We start from the raw sequence: 21,715 nt of genomic DNA, 5'->3' as shown, positions 1-21,715 counted from the left end.
CGGCATCTCCCTCGGCAGTTCACCTACCTTCCTTCGCGGCTACCGCTCTTCTCCCTTTGTCTGAGTTGCATGACATGCTGGTCGCAGCTGTCGTCCCGTCCACAAAGGTCGCCGCCGATCTTTTTTCCCCTAACCCACCAAAGAACAGGGGTGGGCCATTCCTCGCGGACCAAAAAGACCGGCGCCCGCCCCTCTCCGCTCACGCTTCGCCTTCGGTGTGGCCGGGCCTTGGCCAGCTGCCAGGTGACCATCATTGCAACACAAACAAGGAGAAGAGCTATGACCACGAGCTGCATCAAATTCACCAGCGCCGACATCGAAACCGCAAAGGGCGTCGGCTCCATCTCGACGCTGACCTTCGACCTCGACATCACGGTCGAACCCGTCGCGAGCACGAACCCTTTGGCCCCCGCGCACCGCGTCCTCGGCCGCTCCCCGCTCGGCAAGCTGGTTTAGTGCGGCGGCATCCGGAAGAAGCAGAACAAGGAGACCAGCGCCGACTACTTCACGCTGACCATCCGCGACCACGGCTTCAACGCCAACCTCGGCAAGGCCGCGAACCAGGACGATCTGTCCCTGCAGGCCGTCATCCCCTGGGGTCCCAAAGACGCAGCGTGAAGCATAGAATCGGCTGGGGCTACCCAGCCGATTCCCGCTGTTTATCTTCCCTCTGGTAAGACTTGCTTATGTTTTAGAGTACCCTGGTCGATACGCTTGGCCGAAGTAAATGATTGCAGATCGGATCCAAGTTCGTGCTGACACATACTGCTTCCTTGTCTTGGTTTTCCGGGCTTGCACAGGCGCGTCTATGCCTCGAGTTGGTTCCGTTTTGACAGCCGTGCAAAGATAGAAAAGGCAATAAAAGCAAATAATTGCGACGGGAGAGACGCGAAGTTTAGGTCAACTTCTGATCTGCTGATGTCGAAGAAGTTCCCATATATTGGGCGGCCATCTTCCGCGATCACTACAATTTGCCGGAACATCTAAGCCAGCTGGTGTCTCGGTGGAGTTCGAGCCATCGGGTGAAAATTGTTGTTAAGACTCATTTTTCTGTGTAGATGACAGTTTAAAGAGCGAAACCGCCGAAAAAGCGATATTTAGAGGGCAGGCAGATGCGAGAACGGTCTTTTACGGCTGATACGAAGGATCAATCCTTCGACGAGATCATCCTACAGCAAGGAGAGTTGATTTCCGACCGCCTCAATATGTTGCGTCAGGAACAGTATCCTCCCGACGCTCAAAAAGGTCTACGTCAGTTTTCATTGGCCGAGGTTGCCTACTATCTCGGCGTGACGCAGTCGACCATTAAGAAGCTTCATCTCGAAGGCAAAGGTCCTGAACCTGAAACATCGTCGTCCGGGAGGCGCAGCTACTCGGCCGAGCAGATGCTGGAACTGAGAGCTTATCTCGACAAGCATGGCCGCCCCGGAAAACGCCGTTATGTCCCCTATCGGCAACCTGGCGAAGAACTGCACGTCGTGTCTGTCGTGAACTTCAAAGGGGGCTCGGGAAAGACCACTACCGCCGCTCACCTCGCGCAGCACTTGGCGTTGAAAGGGCATCGAGTTCTTGCGATCGACTTGGACCCTCAAGCGTCGCTCACAGCTTTGCACGGCATTCAGCCTGAACTCGACAACGTGCCTTCGCTCTACGAGACACTTCGGTATGATGACGAGCGCAAGCCGATCACAGAGGTGATCCGGCCAACAAATTTTCCCAACCTAGATATCGTTCCGGCAAGTCTCGAGCTTCAAGAGTACGAATACGATACCCCTGTTGCTTTGACGAGTAGCGATCCCCATGAGGGCCGTACCTTCTTCACTCGTATATCGAAGGCGCTTAGCGAGGTTGATGACCGCTATGACGTGGTTGTGATCGATTGCCCTCCTCAGCTGGGCTACCTCACACTCACTGCTCTCACGGCTTCTTCCTCGGTCATTGTGACGGTCCATCCTCAGATGCTGGACGTCATGTCGATGAGCCAATTTCTCCTGATGCTGGGCGGGATCATGAAGACGATCCGTGACGCTGGAGCGAACATGCGCCTGAAGTGGTTCCGTTACCTTGTAACGCGATTTGAACCAACGGACGGCCCCCAGAAGCAGATGGTTGGGTTCCTCCAGGCGATGTTTCCAAATCAGATGCTGTCGGCTCCTGTGCTAAAATCTACGGCGATCTCCGACGCTGGGATCACCAAACAGACGCTTTACGAAATTGAGCGGTCTCAGTTCGTGCGGACTACTTACGACCGCGCAGTGACTTCTTTGAATGATGTGAACGACGAGATCGCCGAACTGATCCACAAGGCTTGGGGGCGTGAATGAATGAGGTTTTGACAGCCGTGCAGAGAGCCAGTTTTGACAGCCGTGCAACTGTCGAAATGCGCGCAGCGCGTAGGTTGGATTCTGACGAAAAGGAGATGGCTTGATGGCGCGCAAAGACCTCCTGAAGAGCGTCATGGCCGGCTCGCCGGAGCAGCCCAAGGATTCCGGTCGCTCTGGATACGCAATGCGCGGTGCTTCGAAATCGATGAAGGTTTCGATTGATAGCCTTGCGGAGAACTCGAAGCGTCTTCTTGAAGGCGAGACCATTGTCGAGATCGATCCGCAATTGATCGATGTGTCATTCGTCTCGGATCGGCTTAGTGATGACGATATTGCGTTCAACGAACTGAAAGCATCGATCGCGGCCGGTCGCCAGGACACACCGGTATTGCTTCGACCGCATCCAGAAGCAGATGGCCGCTACATGATCGTCTTCGGGCATCGCCGTGTGCGAGTTGCATCGGCGCTCGGCCGTAAGGTTCGCGCAGTAGTAAAGCCGATGGACGACGTGGCCCACATTCTTGCTCAAGGGCAGGAGAACACTGCGCGCGCAGATCTCTCATTTATTGAGAAGGCCCTATTTGCGAAGAGCCTTTTGGATATGGGGCAAGCAAAGGACGTGATCCAGTCCGCCCTGACCATTGACGGTACTTTGCTTTCGCGCATGCTTTCAGTGGCGCAGAACGTCCCGCGGAACGTCATCGAACAGATTGGCCCAGCCAAGCAGATCGGGCGTGATCGTTGGGAGGATTTCAAGAAGTTGGCCTCGGAGCCCAAGAATGAGAAGATCCTCAAAGGAGCTTTGGAGTTCGACGGTTTTCAGGGTCTCGATAGCGATGCACGCTTCGAGTTCCTGCACAGCAAGCTAGCAGAAGCGGGCAGGGCGCCGAAAAGCCGAAAAACGCGTGCCACGCCCAAGAAACGTACTTGGACCGCCGGCAAAGGCCGCATCAAAGGCGTCATCGGCCGATCCGGAAAGGCATTCAGCATTTCACTCACGGCGCAAGACTCGACCGAGTTCGGGGACTTTCTCTCGGGCCGACTCGATCAGCTGTACAGTGAATTCCTCGCGACGAAAGAGGAGCAGTCAGAACAATGATCTAGGCAAAAGAAAAGCCCCCAAGCAGCGTGGCCTGAGAGCTAATCTGAAAAGTTTGGTCGCTTAGAAGATATCTCTCCCGCGAATCACTGTCAACAAGAACGCCACTTCGGCGAACGGCTTTCTTTTGCCTCCACATAACTGGAGGTGAGAAACAGGCATGAAACATACAGGTTGGCGCAAGCCAACACCGGGTCTTGGCATCGCAGAGCAGCTTGCCCAAGCCGGTGAACAGGTAGCCATTCCCAAAACGCAGGCCTTCGTGGCCGTGAAGCGGGTAGGGGCCTACATCGGCCTCAAGGCCGGAGACATGATGCTCCTCGACACGCTCGGGGCATTCACCCAGGCCCAGGACTGGGAAAAGGGGCAGCGCCCGATCGTCTGGGCGTCGAACGCCTATCTGATGGAGCAGACCGGGTTTTCGCTCTCTGCTCTCAAGCGCCATGCGCGGCGACTGGCCGAGCTCGGTGTGATTTCCTTCCAGGACAGCCCCAATGGCAAGCGGTGGGGCCGCAGAGACGCCAATGGCCGCATCGTCGAGGCCTATGGCTTCGATCTGTCGCCGCTTTCGGCTCGCGCCCTTGAGTTCGAGGAGCTTCATGCCGAGTTGCAGGCCGAACGCGAGCTCTGCCAGCGTCTGAAGCGTCAAATCACGGTCGCCCGCCGGATGATCCGCGCACGAATCGAAGCCGCAGTCAGCAGCGCGTTGCGCGGGCCCTGGACACAGTTCACGGGCCTCTTTGATGAGCTTCTGGATCGGCTTCCGCGCCGCCATGAAGCCTCAGATCAACTGGCACGGCTGCTGACCTGGTTCAAGGAGCTTCAGGAGCGTGTTGAAGCCGCCTATCTCAAGGCAATTCAGGCGGTTGAGCCTGTGGAAAATATGCAGCAAACTAAGGAACAAGTTTCTGAGAAAACTCAAGAAATGAACCCCAGGGAGGTCATTTCCGACCCCCATATACTAATTACAAACGAACTTAATCCTGTAATACGTAATTCCTCTGAAAAAGAGGAAGCGGCGGCCGTGGTGCCCAATGCCCAGCCCGAAGATCAAGTTGATAGGGAGCTGGAAGACTGGGTTGCCGAGGTGCGCAAGAAGCGCACGGCGCTGGATCTGCCGACTGTGATGCAAGCCTGTCCGGAGTTTGCATCTTGGGCGCGCAATATGGGCGGGTTCCTGAAGGATTGGGGCGATTTGCACCGGGTTGCGGGGCAACTCAGGCCAATGATCGGGATCTCGGAACATGCCTGGAACGTGGCGCAAGACCGAATGGGCACTCAGGTGGCAACGGCAGCGTTTGCCCTTGTCTTCGAGAAGCACAGCGCGGGAGAAGTTTCCTCGCCGGGCGGATATCTGCGCGGCATGGTCGAGAAAGCAGGTGCAGGGGAGTTGCACCTCGAGCGTAGCTTCTATGGCAGGCTCAGCGGGCAGGCCGCGTGATGGGGCTGGGGGTCAGAGGCCGGCGGCTTTGGTCAGGTTCACCCGGAACCGGTCGCGGCGGCGTTGGTAGCGGCGGGTCATTTCGGCGGAGGCGTGACCGAGCTGTTTCTGGACATAGCGTTCATCCACTTCGGCTGAACTGGCGAGGCCGGCGCGCAGCGAGTGACCTGAGAACAGCGCCAGGCGCTCTTTCTCGGGCCGCTCGGATCTTATGCTGGAATCCAGGACCGTGCGCTTGATCAGGCGGGCCACATGTTTGTCGTTCAGCCGCGTTTCCGAAGCACGTTTGCCATCGCGAGATGTGCCGACGAAGACAGGGCCGAAGTCGATCTTTGCGAAGTGCAACCACTGTTCCAGAGCATGCACGGGGCAAGTCTGATCCCTCGAGCCGCGGCCGATCTCGACCTCGCGCCAACCGGTCTTGGCATTGAGGGTCAGGAGGGCGCCCATGTCGAAGAGCTCAATCCAACCGCGAGAATCTGGTGTGTCGTCTTTGTGGACGTCGAGGCTGACGATTTCCGAGCGGCGCAGACCTCCGGCATAGCCCAGAAGCAGGATTGCCCGATCCCGCAAGCCTCGCAAATCGAAGGGCAGGGTGGCCACCATCGCGAGGATGTCCTCGGCCAGGATCGCCTCCTTTTGCACCGGTGGGCGCGCATGCTTGCGCTTGATCCCCGCCAGAACGGTGGCGATGTGGCGGTTCTTGCGATCGAGGGTGAGGTCTCGCTGCGCGTAGTTCCAGGCGAGACCCGACAGGCGCCGGTCGATGGTCGAGACCGATAGGGCAGGGGAGGGGCCCGACCCGGACGCCAGATCCGCGAGATACAGTCCGATCATCTCGGGGGAGGGCGGCAGCGGCTCGGTGCCCTTCATCCGGCACCAGCGCGCGAAATGTTCCCAATCCTTCGCATAGGCCTTGAGTGTGTTCTCCGAGGCCGCGGAGCGCGCATAGTCGCGGGCCGTGTCGACGAGGCGGTCAAGTGTGCCGGAACTGGCCACAGAGGCGGGGAGTGTGATCCGGTCGCTCTTGTCTTGATCGGGACTTGCACCTGACTTATACTTTTCATCCATACGCATTCTCCGGGAGGTCTCTGTGGGCCGCGTGAAAGTCAATCTGACCCTCGACGCCGATGTCGCGGAATCGGCGCGGGCGCTTGGCCTCAACATGTCGCGGCTGGCCGAGGCGGCGATCATCAAAGCCGCCAAGGTGGAACGCAACCGCCTTTGGCGAGAGGCGAACCAACCCGCAATCGACACCTATGCCGAAGAGATCGCCAAGGAAGGTTTGCCCCTCGCGGCCTTCCGCAGTTTCTGAGGACCACTTGGTATGGCACAGTTCGATCTGTATCGCCTCAAGGGTGGCCAACTTGTCGTTGATTTGCAAACCGATCTGATCGGCATTGACGCCTCTCGTATCGTGGCGCCATTGCGCGAGGCAAGCCGGTATGTGGCCTTTCCGGGTCTCACGCCCGCTGTCGCTTTTGAAGGGACGACGTTGATCGTGCGGGTTCAGGAACTGGCCGCGGTGCCGGGCGCGGAGCTTCGGGACCAAGTTGGATCTCTGGCCGATCACCGCGACGCTTTGAAGCGCGCCATGGACATCCTGATCGACGGGGTGTGAACCGATCCCAAAGTGGAGGCGGGTCAAATCCTCGACGTCAGAGCAATCTCTCTCGTTGTCCTCGCTGGACGAAGACCCGATTGGTGCTTCTGAGCTCGATTTCTCGTGATCTTCTGACATGTCGCGGAGCATATCTTTTCATGTCCGATAATGCAAACTTACTGGACATGACTGCGTCCGGCAAGCCGGGGCGTTTATCGCGCTATTTTCTGGCCAAAAGCGCCGCGCATCTGTAGGCTGCGGCCATGACATTTGCCCGCCCGGATCTCCTCAGCGCCCTTGGCACCCCGTCCGGGACACCCTCCTGGATCTCTTCCTTACGCGCGGAAACCCTTGAAGATGCTGCGTTCTTTTCGGGCGCTGCGCTGAGCCACCTGCATCTTGTGTTGGAATGCGAAGAGGTGCCCCTCGCCTTGCTGCGGGACAGGCTGGCGTTGCGTGCTGCGGCGGCCTGCGTCGTGTTTTCCGGACGTCTGGAGCGGACGGCAGAGCTGCGCGACGCGATCCACCATCTGCGCCCCGGCGACCTGCCCGGACCGGCCGGAGAAACCTGTCTTGAGTGGCGCCGGGCTGTCGCACGGCCCCTCTCGGTCAAGGCGCTGGCCCGGGCGCTGCCGGGCGCCGCGCCGGGCCAGATCGCCACATGGCTCGACGCGGGACGCGGACCGTCGGTGACCCGCGCGGCGATCGTGCTGGAGGCGGTGCTGTCCGAGGCCCCGCGCGCGACGACGCCGGCGCTGGTCCTCGCCGATGCCGCCCTCGCGCAGCCGCTTGGCTGGCCTCATCTGGTCCCGCTGCTGGCCGCGGGCCTGAAGCGTGCCGACTTGCGCAAGCAGGGCGATGATCTTCGACTAGCCTGTCATCGCGCGCTCATCACGTCGGTAGTTGAGGCCGTGCGGCAGGCTGCTGACCTCGCGCGGCGGGCGGCGCATCTGAAGGCTGTCGCGCCCAAGCTGCGGGCCAAGGGCGCGGGCAACGCGGTCGAGATGTTCTTGACCCGTGATGCGGTGGCGCCCGCCGCGCTCCCCTTGCCGGATCGCGCCGCGCGTCGGCTCTGCGACCGGTTGGTCGACTTGGGCGCGGTGCGTGAGCTGACGGGTCGCGACACCTTTCGGCTCTACGGGGTCTGAGCATGGTCGGCAGTTCGCATCAGAATGCCATTGGTCCGAATGAGGATGCGGACGGGAAGCGATCTTGCGGTTCGGCCCTGCGATCCCGAAAGGTCTCGTGATGGCCAGGGATCGACGCGACCCCGAGCTTGACCGCGAGCTGGCGGAGCTGCCGCCGGACCTGCGCTGGCGCGAATGGATGCGCCGGATCGAGGCGGTGCTCTTTGCCTCTGCCTCCCCCGTGCCGCGCGAGGATCTGGTGCGGGTCGTGGGGCAGGGGGCCTCGGTGGATCTGCTGGTCGAGAATCTTGCCGCCGATCTGGAGGGGCGTTCGTTCGAGATCGCCCAGGTCGCCGGCGGCTGGATGTTCCGGACGCGTGCCACCTACGCCCCCGCGATCCGTGCGGCGGCGGATGTCGGTGACCAGTTGCTGGACCTGAGCGAATTCGACATCGCCGTCCTTGCCGCCATCGCCTACCACCAGCCGATCACCCGCGACGGGCTGAAGGACATCTTCGGCAAGGAGATCAGCCGGGACCTGATCGGGCGGCTGCATGCGCAGGGCTTGATCGGGACCGGGCCGAGGGCGCCGCGGCGTGGGGCCCCCTATACCTTCGTCACCACCGAACAGTTCCTGGTCGTTTTCGGGTTGGAGAGCCTGCACGATCTTCCCGATCGGGAGCAGTTGGAGGACGCGGGGCTTGCAGCGGAAACACGATAGGTCGATTTTGGGTTGGATGTCGTTGATCTTTTTGAGCGCTAAGACACTGATATAAAGATATTGTTTTCCGCAGGTTCGTGTCTTTGCGGGCTCCGCTGCCGTCGCCTAGTGCAAACTCTGTCGTTCTATTTATCGTTTCATATATAGTGAAACGATTCTCGGAGAGTGCCAGAAATATTAATGATTTCAGTGTGATAATCGTTTCGTATTCTTGACGAAGATGGCCATTGCCTCCTGACACCTGAATCGTTGCAAGATGAGTGAAACGAAAACTTGCGCAGTGGAAAAATGTAGGTGTATCAATGCTATAATCGTTTCGCACTTGAGGGATATCGTTTCATGGCCTTGTCGGATCAAGACATTTTAGCTTTTGTCGGCGAGAACCCGGGTGCCGGACGCGACGCCATCCGGAAGGGCGTTGCAAGGGATGTAAGCGAAACCACCGTATGGCGCCTCTTGAAGCGGATGGTGGAGGAAGGTCGCCTCGAGGTATCTGGCAAGGGCAGGGCGACGGGATACAGCGTCGCCGGGGGCGCGGTCGTCCGGTCGCATTTGTCGACGCCATACAACAGGCGAGCGCCGGTGTTCTATCGACCGGAGTTTCTCGACGCATACGTCCCAGAAAAGACCTGGTACCTGTCTGCACCAGACCGCGAAAGGCTGTTGGAGGCCGGCCGCCCGCAGGGAGGCGCAATCCCAGCCGGAACATACGCACGTCGGATCCTTGAGCAGCTTTTGGTCGATCTCAGTTGGGCATCGTCCAGGATGGAGGGGAACACCTACGATATTCTGCAGACTGAGCGACTGATCAGGTTTGGCGAAGAAGCTGCGGGAAAGGATCGCAAAGAAGCCCTAATGATCCTCAACCATAAGGAAGCCATCCAGTATATCGTCGATAATCTTGATGAGATCGGGCTCCGTCGCCCTGATATGTTCGCGATTCATGCGCTGCTCTCGGATGGTCTTCTGGCGGACCCTGCGATGTCGGGCCGGTTGCGAGCGATGCCGGTCGGGATCACGCACTCGAGCTATCGACCGCTCGACGATGGGGTCACGATCGCAGAAGAGTTCGACATCCTGCTGCACAAGGCTGCGCAGATCACTGATCCGTTCGAGCAGTCCTTCTTCCTCTTGGTGCACATCCCGTACCTCCAGGCCTTTGCCGACGTCAACAAGCGGACGTCGCGCGTGGCCTCGAACATCCCACTTCTGAAGTCGGACCTTGCCCCAATGTCGTTCATGACGATGGACGACAGCGACTATATCGACGGGCTGATCGGGGTCTATGAATTGAACAACGTCGCGCTGCTGCGCGAGGTCTACATGGACGCGTACCTGGCTTCCGCAGAAAAGTACCGAATTCTCCGCGCTGAGGTGGAGAGCCCGGAAAAGGCTGCTCTTGCTTACCGGGAGTTTGTTCGCGCTGCGGTACGGCGTTGCGTTCTCGAATTTAAAGAGTTCCGAACCGATGCGGTTGATGAGATGGCATTGGCTGCTGGTGTACCCGATGCTGATCGAGCTGAGGTTGTCGCCTACGTACGTGAGCAGATCGCAGGGCTCCATGAGGGCAACGTCATTCGCTATCGGCTGAAACCCGATGATCTGGAAGGGGTGAACCTGCGCTAGATCGTCGATCAACGCGTACCGAAGAACGTCGACGCATCAAAAGCGCATACAGTTATTGCGATAGTCGTTGCAATGGTGTGCATCCAAAATAGTGTGGTTCGGAGAGGGTTCTTAAAATGTCTTTAATGCTCAAATTCCTACGAGTTACATTCTTTCTCGTCCTATACTTCTTCTTGTGCATGGTCGTTGTGATCACCCTGCTTCAGGGCTGGCCTGTTGGCGGGCAGATGCTGTTTGCATTCGGTGCCCCTATCATTTTGGTCTGGTGGCAAGAAAAGCGGAGATCGCGGAAACTCGCTGCAAAGGCGCACGCCGAGGGAAGTTCCGAAACCCGAACATCCGGATCTGATCCGGTAACTCGATCAAGTGACTACGACAAACATTTCGAGCGTGAGCGCGAACGAACTCGCGAAGCCATTACGTCTCACGCACCGGCTGCCGTTCAAGCCTACTCCCCACCTAAGCAGGACTATGCCGCAATCGTCCGTGCGGGACGGTCTTCCGTGCCAGACTCATTGCCCGCTGCCGAACGAGCGCAGCCTTCGCAAGGGACAAAGGCGGCCACCGAGACCTACGTTCATCCGAAGCAGGACTACGCTGCGATCGTCCGTGCCGGAAAGTCCGCGGCACCAGCCCTAGCTGCAGCGGCTGAAAGAAAGCAACCAGCGCCAGCTACCCTATCTCGGAGATCACCAAAAACCGGGTGGATTCGATCTGACGAGACGACGAGTGTAGCGGGCCGCAACATCGGCGGGATGGTTTACGTTGGAACCCCTCCAACGCTGAACACCAACGGCTATCGTTCAAAGTGCCGAGGCTATATCGATCCCGCTTTGTCAGTGGCGAAGCGGGGAACTGACGTTTCAGGAAGGGGGATGCCGTATTGGCCGAACTACTCGGAAATCTCGCCGGACTGCAGGGCGACCTATCTCGATTGGCTTGCTGGCGGTCGGAAAGATGCATGGTTTGATGCAGGATACATGTTCCTGTATTTTTACGGATTGGAGCGCCGTTTCTTCGTCGATCAGTCCCAGGATGACGCCAAGGATATCGTCCAAGAAGTTCGAAGGTTGAAGGCTCTCTACCCCGATAGTCACTCCGTCCGGCGCTACCTGGGGGAGTTCCTAGACATCGCGACTCTTGTCGAAATCGAGTTCGACGAGATCGAGCCCATTTTCGATAAGCAGGGCTGGGAGCTTCCGTTTTCACTAAAGTACGCAATCGGAGCTCGGATTTACAAGGGCGAAAATTTGACTGCCGAATGGCTGTTGAGTTGGTTCATTTGTCACCCTGAAACATATCTAAGAACTCCGGCGACGCGATGCCGGGATGAGTTCATCGCTCTTTTCCGTATCCGGTTTGACCAGCGGTTTCCTGACGGGCTCAAGGTTGCCAAACCTCGGAAGACGCTAAAGGTATCCTATAGAGCTGCTTCCAGCGAGTTTGAGGGCTCAGCAAACCCAACTGTTGAAGGAAATCCGGTGCCGGATATATCTGGCCTACGTAAGCCGGTCGAGATCGCACAAGAATTGGCCGATGAGGCTATGAGCGATCTCGATAAGCTTAGCCGATACTTGGGTCGCAACCCTGACGGTCGTGGGAGCGTAGAAGCGTATGCTTTGTTGCCTTCTGTGCTGTGGCAATCCTTCCCATCAGAAGAAATGGACAGCTTAAGATCTTGGGCAAGCACTATCGTAGATCAGGGTGGATTGGTGCCGCTCGAGGACGTGATAGGACGTCTGGAGGGAGAAAGGAGCGAGAAGATCGGGAAACGGCAGATGACAGGAGCTGCCGACGCGCTCGCCCGCCTCGGTTTCGGTTTGGCGCCTGACCCTCGGTTTGCGCTTCGGTCGCCCAAGGCGGAGGAGCCCGTAGTGCTGTTTAGCTTGGGCGAACCCATCGAAAAACTGGAGGAAGTTTCCGACAGCTATCGAAACGCGCTGATTGAACTGGCGCTTGGGTCGTTCGTCGCCCATGCGGATGGTCGCATCGCGGAGCCTGAACGCAGGGCGCTGGAAGACCAAGTTTCTGCCGCGTCCCTCAGCGGTCAGGAACGCCGCCGGCTGCGTGCAAACCTCGAATGGTTCCTGGCGGTGCCACCGGACATGACGCTTCTGCGGCGCAAACTGAAAGAGGTGGGGCAAGACAGCCAGGCCGCTATGCGGGCAGCACTGGTTGGTGCAGCACATGCCGATGGCATTATTCACTCAGACGAGGTCGCAAGCATAGAGAAGATCTACAAGGCTTTGGGCCTTGATCCTGCGTTGGCCTACTCGGACCTGCATGCTGGCGAAGTTTCGGATGGTCCTCGCACTGTGCGTGCCTCGCAACCGGGTCGTCCGGGCGAAGCGATACCCGATCTCGAGAAAGCCAGCGGACCCAAGCTCGACGCTTCACGGATCGCAGCAATCCGTTCGGACACCGAGCGCGTGTCGTCCGTCCTCGGTCAGATTTTCGATGTCGAAGAGGAAGAAAGCGGTGACACCGCGCTTGCCAGCCCAAGCCAGCTTGCAGGGCTTGACCCTAAACATGGCGCCCTCGTGCTTGAGCTGATTGTTCGCGAGCATTGGTCTGAAACGGAGTTTGAGACGATCTGCAGCGCGCATGGTTTGATGGCGGCCGGTGCTTTGGAGGTCGTGAATGAATGGGCCTTCGAGACCTACGATGAAGCGCTTCTCGATGAGTATGATGGATATGACGTGTCTTCGGACATTGCTGAGGCAGTAAAAGAAAAGATGAACACGGAGGGCAGGGATGTCGAAGTTGAAACCACGTGAACGTGATGCGATCGTACAGGCGCTTCGGGCCGGGGTCGTGCCCAAGCTCGGTTTGCGTCATGTTCAGGTCGGCCGCGTCCGAGAAATCGAAGAACTGGTCAAGGACATGGACCGGATCTCCGACGGCGGATCGGCGATCCGGTTCATCATCGGGGAATACGGATCAGGCAAGACGTTCTTCATGAACCTGATCCGCCTCGTGGCTCTGGAGAAGGGCCTGGTTGTAATGTTCGCAGATCTGGCGCCAGATCGCCGCATTCACGCGACCGGCGGGCAAGCTCGTGGGCTCTATGCCGAGATGGCCCGAAACCTGTCGACGCGGACAAAGCCCGATGGCGGGGCATTGGCCAGCGTGGTAGAGCGTTTTGTCAGCCAGGCACACCGCGATGCTGAAGAGCGGGATCTGCCAACGGGGGCTGTCATCCGTGAACGCCTTGGCCACTTCGAAGAACTTACCGGGGGGTTTGAGTTCGCTGAAGTCATCCGTCGGTATTGGGAAGGCCACGAGGCTGGCGACGACGAGTTGAAATCCGCGGCCCTGAGGTGGCTGCGCGGTGAATTCGCCACACGCACCGACGCCCGTAAAGCGCTCGGTGTCCGCACGATCATCGATGACGCCAGTGTCTATGACCACCTGAAGCTGATGTCAGCATTCGTTTGCGAGGCTGGTTACAAAGGTTTGCTCGTCGGCCTTGACGAGATGGTGAACCTCTACAAGCTCACCTCGTCTCAAGCCCGCAATGCGAACTACGAGCAGATCCTTCGGATTCTTAACGACGTGCTGCAAGGCAGTGCCGAGAACCTTGGATTCCTCATGGGCGGCACACCGGAATTCCTGATGAACACCCGTCGAGGGCTTTACAGCTACGAGGCCCTCCAGTCGCGCTTGGCCGAGAACACCTTCGCGCGAGACGGATTGGTAGACCTTTCAGGGCCCGTTGTCCGGCTGGCCAGCCTGACCCCTGAAGACCTCTTCGTTCTTTTGGCCAACGTTCGGCGGATCATGCAGGACGACGCTGGTGCTTTGCCGGACACCGCGCTCGAGGCCTTCATGACACATTGTTCGGATCGGATCGGCGAGGCGTATTTCCGGACACCGCGCAATACGGTGACGGCCTTCGTGAACTTGCTTTCCGTGCTCGAGCAAAACCCCGGTGTCGAATGGAGCGACTTGATTGAAAAGATCGAGGTATCGGAAGATCTCGGCGACGACATGACCGAGGTAGACGAGGCAACTGGCGCCCAAGGATCTCGTGACGATGACCTGATCAGCTTCAAGCTCTGACTCCGATGAGCAGTGCGTTCGACAAGCTGGCGAGGCCAGTGCAGAAATGGATACGCCAACAAGGATGGCGCGAGCTTCGCGACATCCAGGCGCGCTCCATCCGGACGATCTACGAGACCAATGCTGATTTGATCGTTGCGGCTTCCACGGCGGGCGGAAAGACCGAGGCGGCGTTCTTTCCGTTGATTTCGCAGGTGCTTGACGAGCCGTTCGACGGCACAGGCTTCGACCTGCTCTACATCGGTCCGCTGAAAGCTCTGATCACGGACCAGGCTATGCGGCTGGAGGGTATCTGCCAGGAAGCAGAGCTTCCGGTTGTTCCTTGGCACGGGGATGTTTCGCAATCGATCAAGACGCGCGCGTTGAAATCTCCAAAAGGGATTCTGCTGATCACCCCAGAGTCCCTTGAGGCGCTTTTCATTCGTCGCGGTTTGGAAATTGCCCGCCTGTTTGAGGCCACGCGGGCGGTCGTGATCGACGAACTGCACACGGTTCTGGATAGTGAACGCGGTGTCCAGCTTCGTTCACTGCTCACGAGGCTCGAGCTCGCGATAAAGCGCCCAATCCGTCGGGTAGGTCTGTCAGCTACTCTGGGCGACATGGACCTCGCCAAGGCCTATCTTCGCCCTGACGCCGCAAACGCTGTCCAGCTGATCGAAGCAGATGGCGGCGAGGCTGAATTGAAGCTTCAGCTTCGCGGTTACCTTTCCGGCGATGAAGATGAAAACAGCCCGTCAGCATCGGACGCAATTGCAGCCCATCTCTTCAAACACCTTCGAGGTAGCGACAACCTGGTCTTCGCCGGAGCGCGCCAACGGGTCGAGATTTACGCAGATCGGTTGCGGGAGATTTGCGAACGGGAGCACCTTCCACAGGAATTCTATCCCCACCACGCGAGCCTCTCCCGAGAACACCGTGACTTTGTTGAGCGGCGCTTGAAGGACCCTGCGAAACCGACGACAGCCGTTTGCACGTCGACGCTCGAGCTGGGAATCGACATCGGTGACGTGACCTGTGTGGCTCAAATCGGTGCGCCATTCAGCGTCGCGGCGTTGCGACAACGGCTTGGCCGATCAGGGCGCCGTGAAGGACAGCCGGCCATTCTCAGGCAGTACGCTGTCGAAACCAAGTTGACGCTGGAGAGCAGTTTCGTGGATCGTCTTCGCCTCGGCCTGATCAGGTCCATCGCGATGATAGACCTGTTGCTGGAAGGCTGGTGCGAACCTCCAAAAGCCCAAGCGCTTCATCTCTCGACGCTCGTTCATCAGATACTGTCAGTCATAGCGCAGCGCGGCGGTGCGTCTGCAAGCGTGGTCTACAACGTGCTCTGCCGTGAAGGCCCCTTTCGGAAGGTCACAACCGAGTTCTTCGCAGATGTGTTGCGTGCAATCGGCCACCCAGAAACCGGCTTGATCGAACAGGCCGGCAGCGGGCTTTTACTCTTGGGACCCGTGGGCGAAAAGCTGGTTGAGCACTACAGCTTCTATGCGGTGTTCCAGACACCTGAAGAATTCCGTTTGGTTGCAGAGGGGCGGGACCTTGGAACCCTGCCGATCGACAATGTTCTTGCCCCTGGGATGCTATTAATATTCTCCGGGCGACGTTGGGTTGTTCAAGAAATCCATGATCGTGAAAAGGTTATCGTCGTCAAACCCGCAAGGGCTGGTGTGCCTCCGGTCTTCGGCGGCGATGCGGGGGACATTCATGACAAGGTGATCGACCGAATGTTCACCGTGCTCGAGGGGCATTCCAGCCCAGCTTACATGGACACAGTCTCTTTGATGATGCTCGAGGAAGCTCGTGCTCACTATGAACAGCTGGGGTTTAGGGCCAGTAACATACACAGCATTGGCGAGCATACATCAATCATTGCGACGCGGGTCGGTACGGTGAAGACATCAACCCTCGCGCTCGCACTGAGAAGCGAGGGTTTTTCGGTCGAACAGCATGACGGGTTTGTGCTGGTGGAGGCCGGGGACGAAACCTCCGATCTTCAAACGGTACTAGCGCATATTCGATCTGGCGAACCTGTGGATCTGTTCTCTGGAGCAGGGAATTTAATGTCGGAGAAGTTCCATCCTTACCTGTCGCAGCCCCTCTTGGAGTTGGATGCAATTTCTTCCAAGCTTGCGCCCGATACTCTTACGGCGATGGCCTGTAGACTCGTCCCAGCATAATGTGTGCGGCAATCCTAGTTGACTGTTGTCATCGTTCCTAAGGCTAGTGATTACTCTGTCTCCGCCAAGAAAGGACGGCATCTTCCGTTCCCGCAACTGGTGCCGCGTCACTCCAACGATCCCAGAAATTGACTGTCGCACTATTAGGTTTGAAACGCGGCTCGGACACCACAACTCGCGTCGGAAGCAAGCTCGCATCGCCGACCACCAATGCCTCACCGATGTCGAGGACCGGTAGAAGATCACCAAAGCCGCCGAGGCTGTCAGGCAGCAACCGTTTAATCACGGATTGATCGTCGCCGTTGGTCAGCCGCATCGCAATGACATTGTTGCACTGACTCAGAACGGTGCGGTTCACTTCGGATGGTCTTTGGCTGATAACCACTAGTCCAACACCGTATTTTCTGCCTTCTTTGGCGATCCTCTCGAAAATCCCGACCGAGATCTCATCGGCTGACTCTGACGATGCACGCTCCGGGATATACAGATGCGCTTCGTCGCAGAACAATCCGATGGGATGACGGTTGTCTGGTGGCGTCCACTGGCTGACTGTGAATATCAGCCTAGCAATCAAGCTGACCATGAGCGGCAGGATGTCGGAGGGCACTTCTGAGAAATTTATGATCTTGATCCCACCCTTGCCATCCGCTTGCGATCCGCGCCCGCCGATTAAGAAGTGCGTTACCTCTGGCAGCCAGTCCATATTCATACAGGCTGCTGGCGGCTGAAATATGAACCCGAGCCTGCGGTCATTTCGTTTGGCTTCAAATCGCGCGATCAGGCGGCTCAGCTTGTCGAAGTATGGCCCTTGCTTTTCCTTGTTGTTAGCACCCGGAACCATCTGTTCGTTCAAATCTGATAGTGTCTTGTGGACACCGTCGATATCGAAAGGCACCGGGCTATCTATGGTGAAATTTGCCAGAATGTCAGCGTGTTTTGCCGGATCGAGCATTGCGCGCTTCGCATCGGTGATGCAGCGTGTCATGAGCATGGCTTGGTTCGGAGCGTTCTGATCGGACCGATCAACGAACAAAGCGACCAGTGCCTCATAGCCGAGAAGCCAAAACGGAAGATGCAGAACACCATCGGCCATCTGGCGATCCTGTCCAATGTCCCCCGGCCCAGCGATGCGCAGATGCCGGAACTCCTCGCTATCGAGGGTCTGGTACTCACCATGAATGTCAAACAAGATGACGTTGGCTTGTGGAAGTCCGGCAATCTGGTCTAGGAGCCGCGCAGTTGTGTAAGATTTGCCGCTGCCAGTGCTACCTACGACGATGGCATGACGCTGGAACAGACGATTGCCGTTCAAGAAGGCCCGCGCGTCCTCGTCCAATGCGTAGCGACCAAGATCAAGTTGCGGGCCGTCGCCGGAAACCTGCGAAATGACCTGCATGAAGTCTGTCAGGCGCTGACCTTCCAAGGCAAAGCAATCCGCATCGATTTCGGGCACAGTCTCCAGGGTGCGCTTAAAGACGTTCTCTTTCAGCCCCTCCTTGTCTACGAGTGCTCCAATCAGAGCGACCCGAACAAGGTTGTTTTCGGGGAGCGCCGCTTCCGGATCCTCCTCAGCCCCATCTATTGCAGTTTCGTCACCTGCCTTGCGTGTGATGCGCGAAACTATCCCGATTAGGTGCTGCCCGGCTTTCGAGCTTCTGATCGCGGTCAACCGATTGACCTGAATCCGTTTGAGGCGTTCAAGTTCATCGACTCGCACCGTCACAGTGGCAGTATCGACGGCGATAATTTTTCCGAGACTTTCATCGTCTTTGAAATCAAGTATGCTCAAATCTGCCTCCTAAAAACCAATCAATTCGTTCAATGCAGGCAACTCCCAATATTTACCTCCGGTAACAACAATACCGTCTGGATTGTCACGGTTGTAAACCATCGTTCCGTCATCGTGGTTCTCGAGCGCGATGTAGTGACGTCCGGCGTTGTTCTTTAGAAAATCCTTGGCTTCGGGCGTTAAGGTGCGCGCTGCGACAAGGATGGGAGCGTCATGCACACGACAACGCGTCATCAGCTTCGGATGGATATGGCCGTCGCGGAACCCGTATCCTATGCAAATGAATGCGGTCGCGGCACTCAACACACGATCAGCGCCCTGTATCGCGCTCCGAAAGGGCTCGTCGTGGGTCCGCTGATATTTGCTTACACCTGGCGTGACGATCAGCGGCACCAAACCATCGGGTAACTCGCTCGTCATCGGCAGCGACATCACACCCCCATGCGGGTCTGAAAACCAATCAAGAGACCCGTGGACTTTCCAGACTGTGACCGTCCGCGCCACATTGGCCCCCTGTTTGAAAATCAGATTCTCCGCCCCATCGGCCCGTCGCAAATAGCCTGGGAGGAAACCCGTGTTGTGGATGTAGCCGCCTGAATCGGCTGCATACTCTGCAACGCGATCGTAGTTTGTTGTTACGACGTGAATATTGCGATTTGTACTTCGGAATAATCCTGTGAATAGGGTGCGGAGCGGAAAAATGGTCTCAGTCTTTATTGCTGATTTGAGCAGGCTATAATCGCCTTGCGCGATAAAGTCCCAGGTGCTTCGTACAATCTTGACGACCAAGGTATCGGGTAGAGTTTTGTTTTCTAATGCAGCTTCTAAATGATCTCCAGCGGCCAAGGCGGTTCTAACAAGCGTCCAGGCATCGCCTTCCGGTCCGTCGTCGGCCTGTACATTATCACGGAGCCAAACGGCCAAATCTCCCATGCCACGAATGCCATGCGGGATCGAGGCCCCGCTACCCAAGACTATCACTGGACTATGCTGCGCACAGTTCTGGCACTGCTTTGCGAGGTCTTCTAGTTCCAAAGCTATTTTGCCTCACTTGTTCTGCTTCGGCATGGTTTGTCTATGCCCGAAAACGATTTGCGGCGATCGACCGGCGTTGTTGAATAAGTCCTCCAACGAACTAAGCCGAGTAAAAGTTGTCCTCATCAAAAGGGCATTCCTCCCGAAGCATGACCGCTCCGCGTTTCACCGAATTTTCTTCGGTGCCGAACACCTCCATAGAGTGCCGGCACCGGGTACAGGTAATGATGAGCCCGGGAACCGCGCCATAGTCACCATCCAGTTCCTCTTCCGAGACATCGATTTCCACGCGCATGTGCTGACCCTATTACGATCCACGCCTAGAGAACGGGATCACTGCCCCCCCTTCAGATGCCCCTGTCTCACGGGATGTGTCGGCCTTGAGCGTCAATGACACCACGTCGCCTGTTTTCTTGCTGAACCAACCGGACGGGAGGTTGGCGAGGTTCTCGATATCGCCTGGATGCATCGTGAACTCGACCGAAAGCAGGTCTTCCTTGCTGCGGGTACCGGAATCCACGATCAAGCAAAGAGCGTCACGTAACATGCGCGGCTTCGGCACGGCCCACTCCCTGTCCATCGGCTCTTGCCGGTTCCACCCTTTGGCAGAATAGGTCTTGTAGAGCTGCGTGGCATGATCTTGGGGAATGACCTCTAGATCCACTAACCGCTTGATTTGGGCCTTCACAGAAACGCGCCAACGTTCTTTCAGGGACAGCAAACCTGCCAGGGAGTAGTTCGGGACCTCCGGCACATAGGTCGTCTGCGGCATAAGAAACGCACTTGCAAAACGGAATGCCTGGCGCTCGATCTCTGGGAGATCATCGCGCAAAGCCTTTGCGCTGACATTCCGGTGCAGCACTGCATGACCCAGCTCATGCGCGGCGTCCATTTGACGACGGGGAAGATTCATCTTGTCTGACGAGAGCAAAATGTGAGGACGATCCTCGGACTTGGACCAGCTGCAAACGCCGTCAAGCTTGGACGTTCCCATTTCAATGGAGCCGACGACGCAGCCAATCTTCTCAAGGACGGCAACGACGTTCGTGCAAGGGCCTTCGCCCAACTGCCAGTAGGAGCGCAGTTCGCCGGCGATGTCCTCGATGTCTTCGTCTCGAAGCTGACTGTAGCTGGCGCCGCCCAGAACGTCTGGAATGTCGAGTTCGGGGAAATCGACGTAGTGCTGCAAGACGTCGCTGATTTCGTGCAGCCAGCTCACCTGAGACGTTTGATACTCCCGATCGCGCTTCAGGGTGCTGACCAGTTTACGGTAGAACATCGGTCGCGGGCTGTCGAAGACCGGACGAAGAAAAAACTCTCGCCGGACCCGCAGGGCCTTTGCCAGTTCAGTTAGCGCATCTGCCTCGGGCGCCTGCTTGCCGGTTTCCCAGCGAGAAACCGAACTCGGGCTGACTCCCAGCATCAGGGCCAGCTCTTTCATGCTTTGAACGCGCCGGGCGGCGCGCGCCTCAACGAGACGTTCCGGCACGAAGCCGGGTGTTCCCACACGCATTTTTCCCTCCTGTAGTGCCGGTGGCACCCTTTACGCTTTGCCATCCTGTTCGTCATCCACAGATGGAGCCTCGGGAGGAACGAAAGGCTTCATTGTGCGCTTCAGGCGGACAGCACCGCTGGCAGACAGTGCGGGAGGTGTCGAGAGCGGCGAGATGGGTTCCGACAGATCCCCGTCATCCGCGAGGTACTGGTCGATCCGTTCGTAGAAGAGGTATTGTTCATATTTGGAGTCGATGAGGCCGATGGCCATTTCCTTGATCTTACCGGCCTGTTCGGGGTCTCGCGCGAAGAGAAACAGAATGCAGATGTCCCCGATCTGAGGGGTAGTGCCGTCGAAATCGAAGTGAGGTGACAGCCGGTAGTTCAGCGTCACTCCAGCCTTCCGCGACTTGTTCTTAATCGGGAGCTTGCTGGGTTCCGGCATTGCGGCCAGGCCAAGGATGAAGCCTTGACCTTCATGCTCGAAACGCATGAACGGTTGGAAGACCTTGAAGTCCGACCCGGGGATGATGCCGCCGTCTAGCAGCGCGCCGCCATGCAGTTCGCAGACCTCTTGAAACCCCTTTTCCATCATGTGGAAGCGCGACATTCCCTCAAGACGCCGTGCGCGGCGTGTATCCAGACCAGAGTGATCCTGGATCATTCGATGAGCTTTGAGGGCCTCTCCGCGGAGGCGGTCCTCGAGATCAATGATCAGGCCGCGATAGATTGCGACCGGGAAACGGGTTTTGACAAAATCCCCCATAAATGCTCCGATTCTGCGGTTTTGCGTTTTGAGGGAAAAATGCTTCAAAAATTGCGTTAAGTCAATCGCAGCCACCTAGCTTTGTTCGCGTTGACGTCCGAGGGATCTCAAACATTGGAGACCAGGGCCCTCAGTATCGACCTTTCGCTGCACCGTCTGCGTCAGCTCCCTTGGCCAAGACTGGTCTGTCAGCTTTTTGGGGCGCGAGACCTGCTACGTCCCGGCGCTCGACAAGATCTACATGCCGCCGATCTAGCTCTTTGAGGACCCGCGGAATTTTATGCCGTCTGGGGACACGAGCTGGGTCATTGGACAAAACCCCGGCACCGGTTGAACCGCAGCTACGGTGATGCTCGCTTCGGGAACACGGCCTATGCACGCGAGGAGGTCGTGGCTTTATCTTGACAGTCTGCACCGCATGCCACCTTGCCGTAGGATGGGTGACAGGCGT

At 57.7% G+C, this 21,715-nt stretch carries 17 protein-coding genes and 2 pseudogenes; 13 read left to right on the top strand and 6 right to left on the bottom strand.

The window, feature by feature from the left end; genetic code table 11:
• The first annotated feature begins 279 nt into the window (after nucleotides 1–279).
• The 4 genes and pseudogenes from ATO6_RS25660 to repC all read left to right on the top strand — a co-directional run bounded on the left by ATO6_RS25660 (nucleotide 280) and on the right by repC (nucleotide 4,864).
• Nucleotides 280–618: pseudogene (locus ATO6_RS25660) on the top strand (DUF736 family protein).
• Nucleotides 619–1,112: 494 nt separating this feature from the next.
• Nucleotides 1,113–2,324: a plasmid partitioning protein RepA gene (repA, locus tag ATO6_RS23955; protein ID WP_088626465.1), complete on the top strand. Its 1,212-nt coding sequence runs from the start codon at nucleotides 1,113–1,115 to the stop codon at nucleotides 2,322–2,324.
• 103 nt (nucleotides 2,325–2,427) lie between these two features.
• Nucleotides 2,428–3,423 carry a plasmid partitioning protein RepB gene (gene repB / locus ATO6_RS23950; RefSeq protein ID WP_043755191.1) on the top strand — a complete coding sequence of 332 codons (996 nt, stop codon included), beginning with the start codon at nucleotides 2,428–2,430 and terminating at the stop codon, nucleotides 3,421–3,423.
• A 160-nt stretch (nucleotides 3,424–3,583) separates the two neighbouring features.
• A complete protein-coding gene (repC, locus tag ATO6_RS23945; protein ID WP_088626464.1) occupies nucleotides 3,584–4,864 on the top strand; it encodes a plasmid replication protein RepC in 1,281 nt (426 codons plus the stop codon).
• Between the two features lie 12 nt (nucleotides 4,865–4,876).
• Here the strand turns inward: repC and ATO6_RS23940 are convergent, their stop codons facing one another.
• On the bottom strand, nucleotides 4,877–5,935 hold the full coding sequence (locus ATO6_RS23940) for a tyrosine-type recombinase/integrase (RefSeq protein WP_088626463.1): 1,059 nt from the start codon (nucleotides 5,933–5,935) through the stop codon (nucleotides 4,877–4,879).
• A 22-nt stretch (nucleotides 5,936–5,957) separates the two neighbouring features.
• Here ATO6_RS23940 and ATO6_RS23935 point away from each other — a divergent pair, with 22 nt between their 5' ends.
• From ATO6_RS23935 to ATO6_RS23900, 8 genes are all read left to right on the top strand, one after another.
• Entirely contained in the window at nucleotides 5,958–6,179 is a 222-nt protein-coding gene (locus ATO6_RS23935; protein WP_043755186.1) for a type II toxin-antitoxin system CcdA family antitoxin, read from the top strand.
• Between the two features lie 12 nt (nucleotides 6,180–6,191).
• Nucleotides 6,192–6,485, top strand: a complete 294-nt coding sequence (locus ATO6_RS23930) for a CcdB family protein (protein WP_043755182.1) — start codon at nucleotides 6,192–6,194, stop codon at nucleotides 6,483–6,485.
• A 245-nt stretch (nucleotides 6,486–6,730) separates the two neighbouring features.
• On the top strand, nucleotides 6,731–7,615 hold the full coding sequence (locus tag ATO6_RS23925) for a DUF1403 family protein (protein ID WP_088626462.1): 885 nt from the start codon (nucleotides 6,731–6,733) through the stop codon (nucleotides 7,613–7,615).
• Between the two features lie 100 nt (nucleotides 7,616–7,715).
• A complete protein-coding gene (locus ATO6_RS23920; RefSeq protein WP_088626472.1) occupies nucleotides 7,716–8,315 on the top strand; it encodes an SMC-Scp complex subunit ScpB in 600 nt (199 codons plus the stop codon).
• Nucleotides 8,316–8,654: 339 nt separating this feature from the next.
• Nucleotides 8,655–9,941: a Fic family protein gene (locus ATO6_RS23915; RefSeq protein ID WP_088626461.1), complete on the top strand. Its 1,287-nt coding sequence runs from the start codon at nucleotides 8,655–8,657 to the stop codon at nucleotides 9,939–9,941.
• Between the two features lie 125 nt (nucleotides 9,942–10,066).
• Complete coding sequence (locus ATO6_RS23910; protein WP_254919266.1) at nucleotides 10,067–12,718, top strand: TerB N-terminal domain-containing protein; 2,652 nt, start codon at nucleotides 10,067–10,069, stop codon at nucleotides 12,716–12,718.
• Nucleotides 12,696–14,003 (top strand): ATP-binding protein, encoded by a 1,308-nt coding sequence (locus ATO6_RS23905; protein ID WP_088626459.1) that lies wholly within the window; start codon nucleotides 12,696–12,698, stop codon nucleotides 14,001–14,003. Before ATO6_RS23910 ends, ATO6_RS23905 begins: the two co-directional genes overlap by 23 nt.
• Nucleotides 14,004–14,008: 5 nt before the next feature.
• Nucleotides 14,009–16,180 (top strand): DEAD/DEAH box helicase, encoded by a 2,172-nt coding sequence (locus tag ATO6_RS23900; protein ID WP_088626458.1) that lies wholly within the window; start codon nucleotides 14,009–14,011, stop codon nucleotides 16,178–16,180.
• A 43-nt stretch (nucleotides 16,181–16,223) separates the two neighbouring features.
• Here ATO6_RS23900 and ATO6_RS23895 read toward each other — a convergent pair whose 3' ends face one another.
• From ATO6_RS23895 to ATO6_RS23875, 5 genes are all read right to left on the bottom strand, one after another.
• Entirely contained in the window at nucleotides 16,224–17,969 is a 1,746-nt protein-coding gene (locus ATO6_RS23895; RefSeq protein ID WP_088626457.1) for an ATP-binding protein, read from the bottom strand.
• Between the two features lie 9 nt (nucleotides 17,970–17,978).
• Nucleotides 17,979–18,902 carry an SIR2 family protein gene (locus ATO6_RS23890; protein ID WP_088626456.1) on the bottom strand — a complete coding sequence of 308 codons (924 nt, stop codon included), beginning with the start codon at nucleotides 18,900–18,902 and terminating at the stop codon, nucleotides 17,979–17,981.
• Nucleotides 18,903–19,104: 202 nt separating this feature from the next.
• Nucleotides 19,105–19,293, bottom strand: a complete 189-nt coding sequence (locus ATO6_RS25360) for a hypothetical protein (RefSeq protein ID WP_141102072.1) — start codon at nucleotides 19,291–19,293, stop codon at nucleotides 19,105–19,107.
• Nucleotides 19,294–19,311: 18 nt separating this feature from the next.
• The gene (locus ATO6_RS23880) at nucleotides 19,312–20,517 is read right to left on the bottom strand and encodes an XRE family transcriptional regulator (RefSeq protein ID WP_088626454.1); all 1,206 of its coding nucleotides are present in this window, start codon (nucleotides 20,515–20,517) and stop codon (nucleotides 19,312–19,314) included.
• 30 nt (nucleotides 20,518–20,547) lie between these two features.
• Nucleotides 20,548–21,339: a hypothetical protein gene (locus tag ATO6_RS23875; RefSeq protein ID WP_141102071.1), complete on the bottom strand. Its 792-nt coding sequence runs from the start codon at nucleotides 21,337–21,339 to the stop codon at nucleotides 20,548–20,550.
• 139 nt (nucleotides 21,340–21,478) lie between these two features.
• On the opposite strand from ATO6_RS23875, the pseudogene ATO6_RS23870 reads away from it, so the two are divergent.
• Nucleotides 21,479–21,660 (top strand): annotated as a pseudogene (locus tag ATO6_RS23870) (zincin-like metallopeptidase domain-containing protein); the annotation flags it as partial.
• Nucleotides 21,661–21,715: the final 55 nt, after the last annotated feature.

Source organism: Oceanicola sp. 22II-s10i (assembly GCF_002210105.1).
In the GTDB taxonomy this organism is placed as follows: domain Bacteria; phylum Pseudomonadota; class Alphaproteobacteria; order Rhodobacterales; family Rhodobacteraceae; genus Pseudooceanicola.
This window is presented reverse-complemented; position numbering and strand designations above follow the sequence as displayed.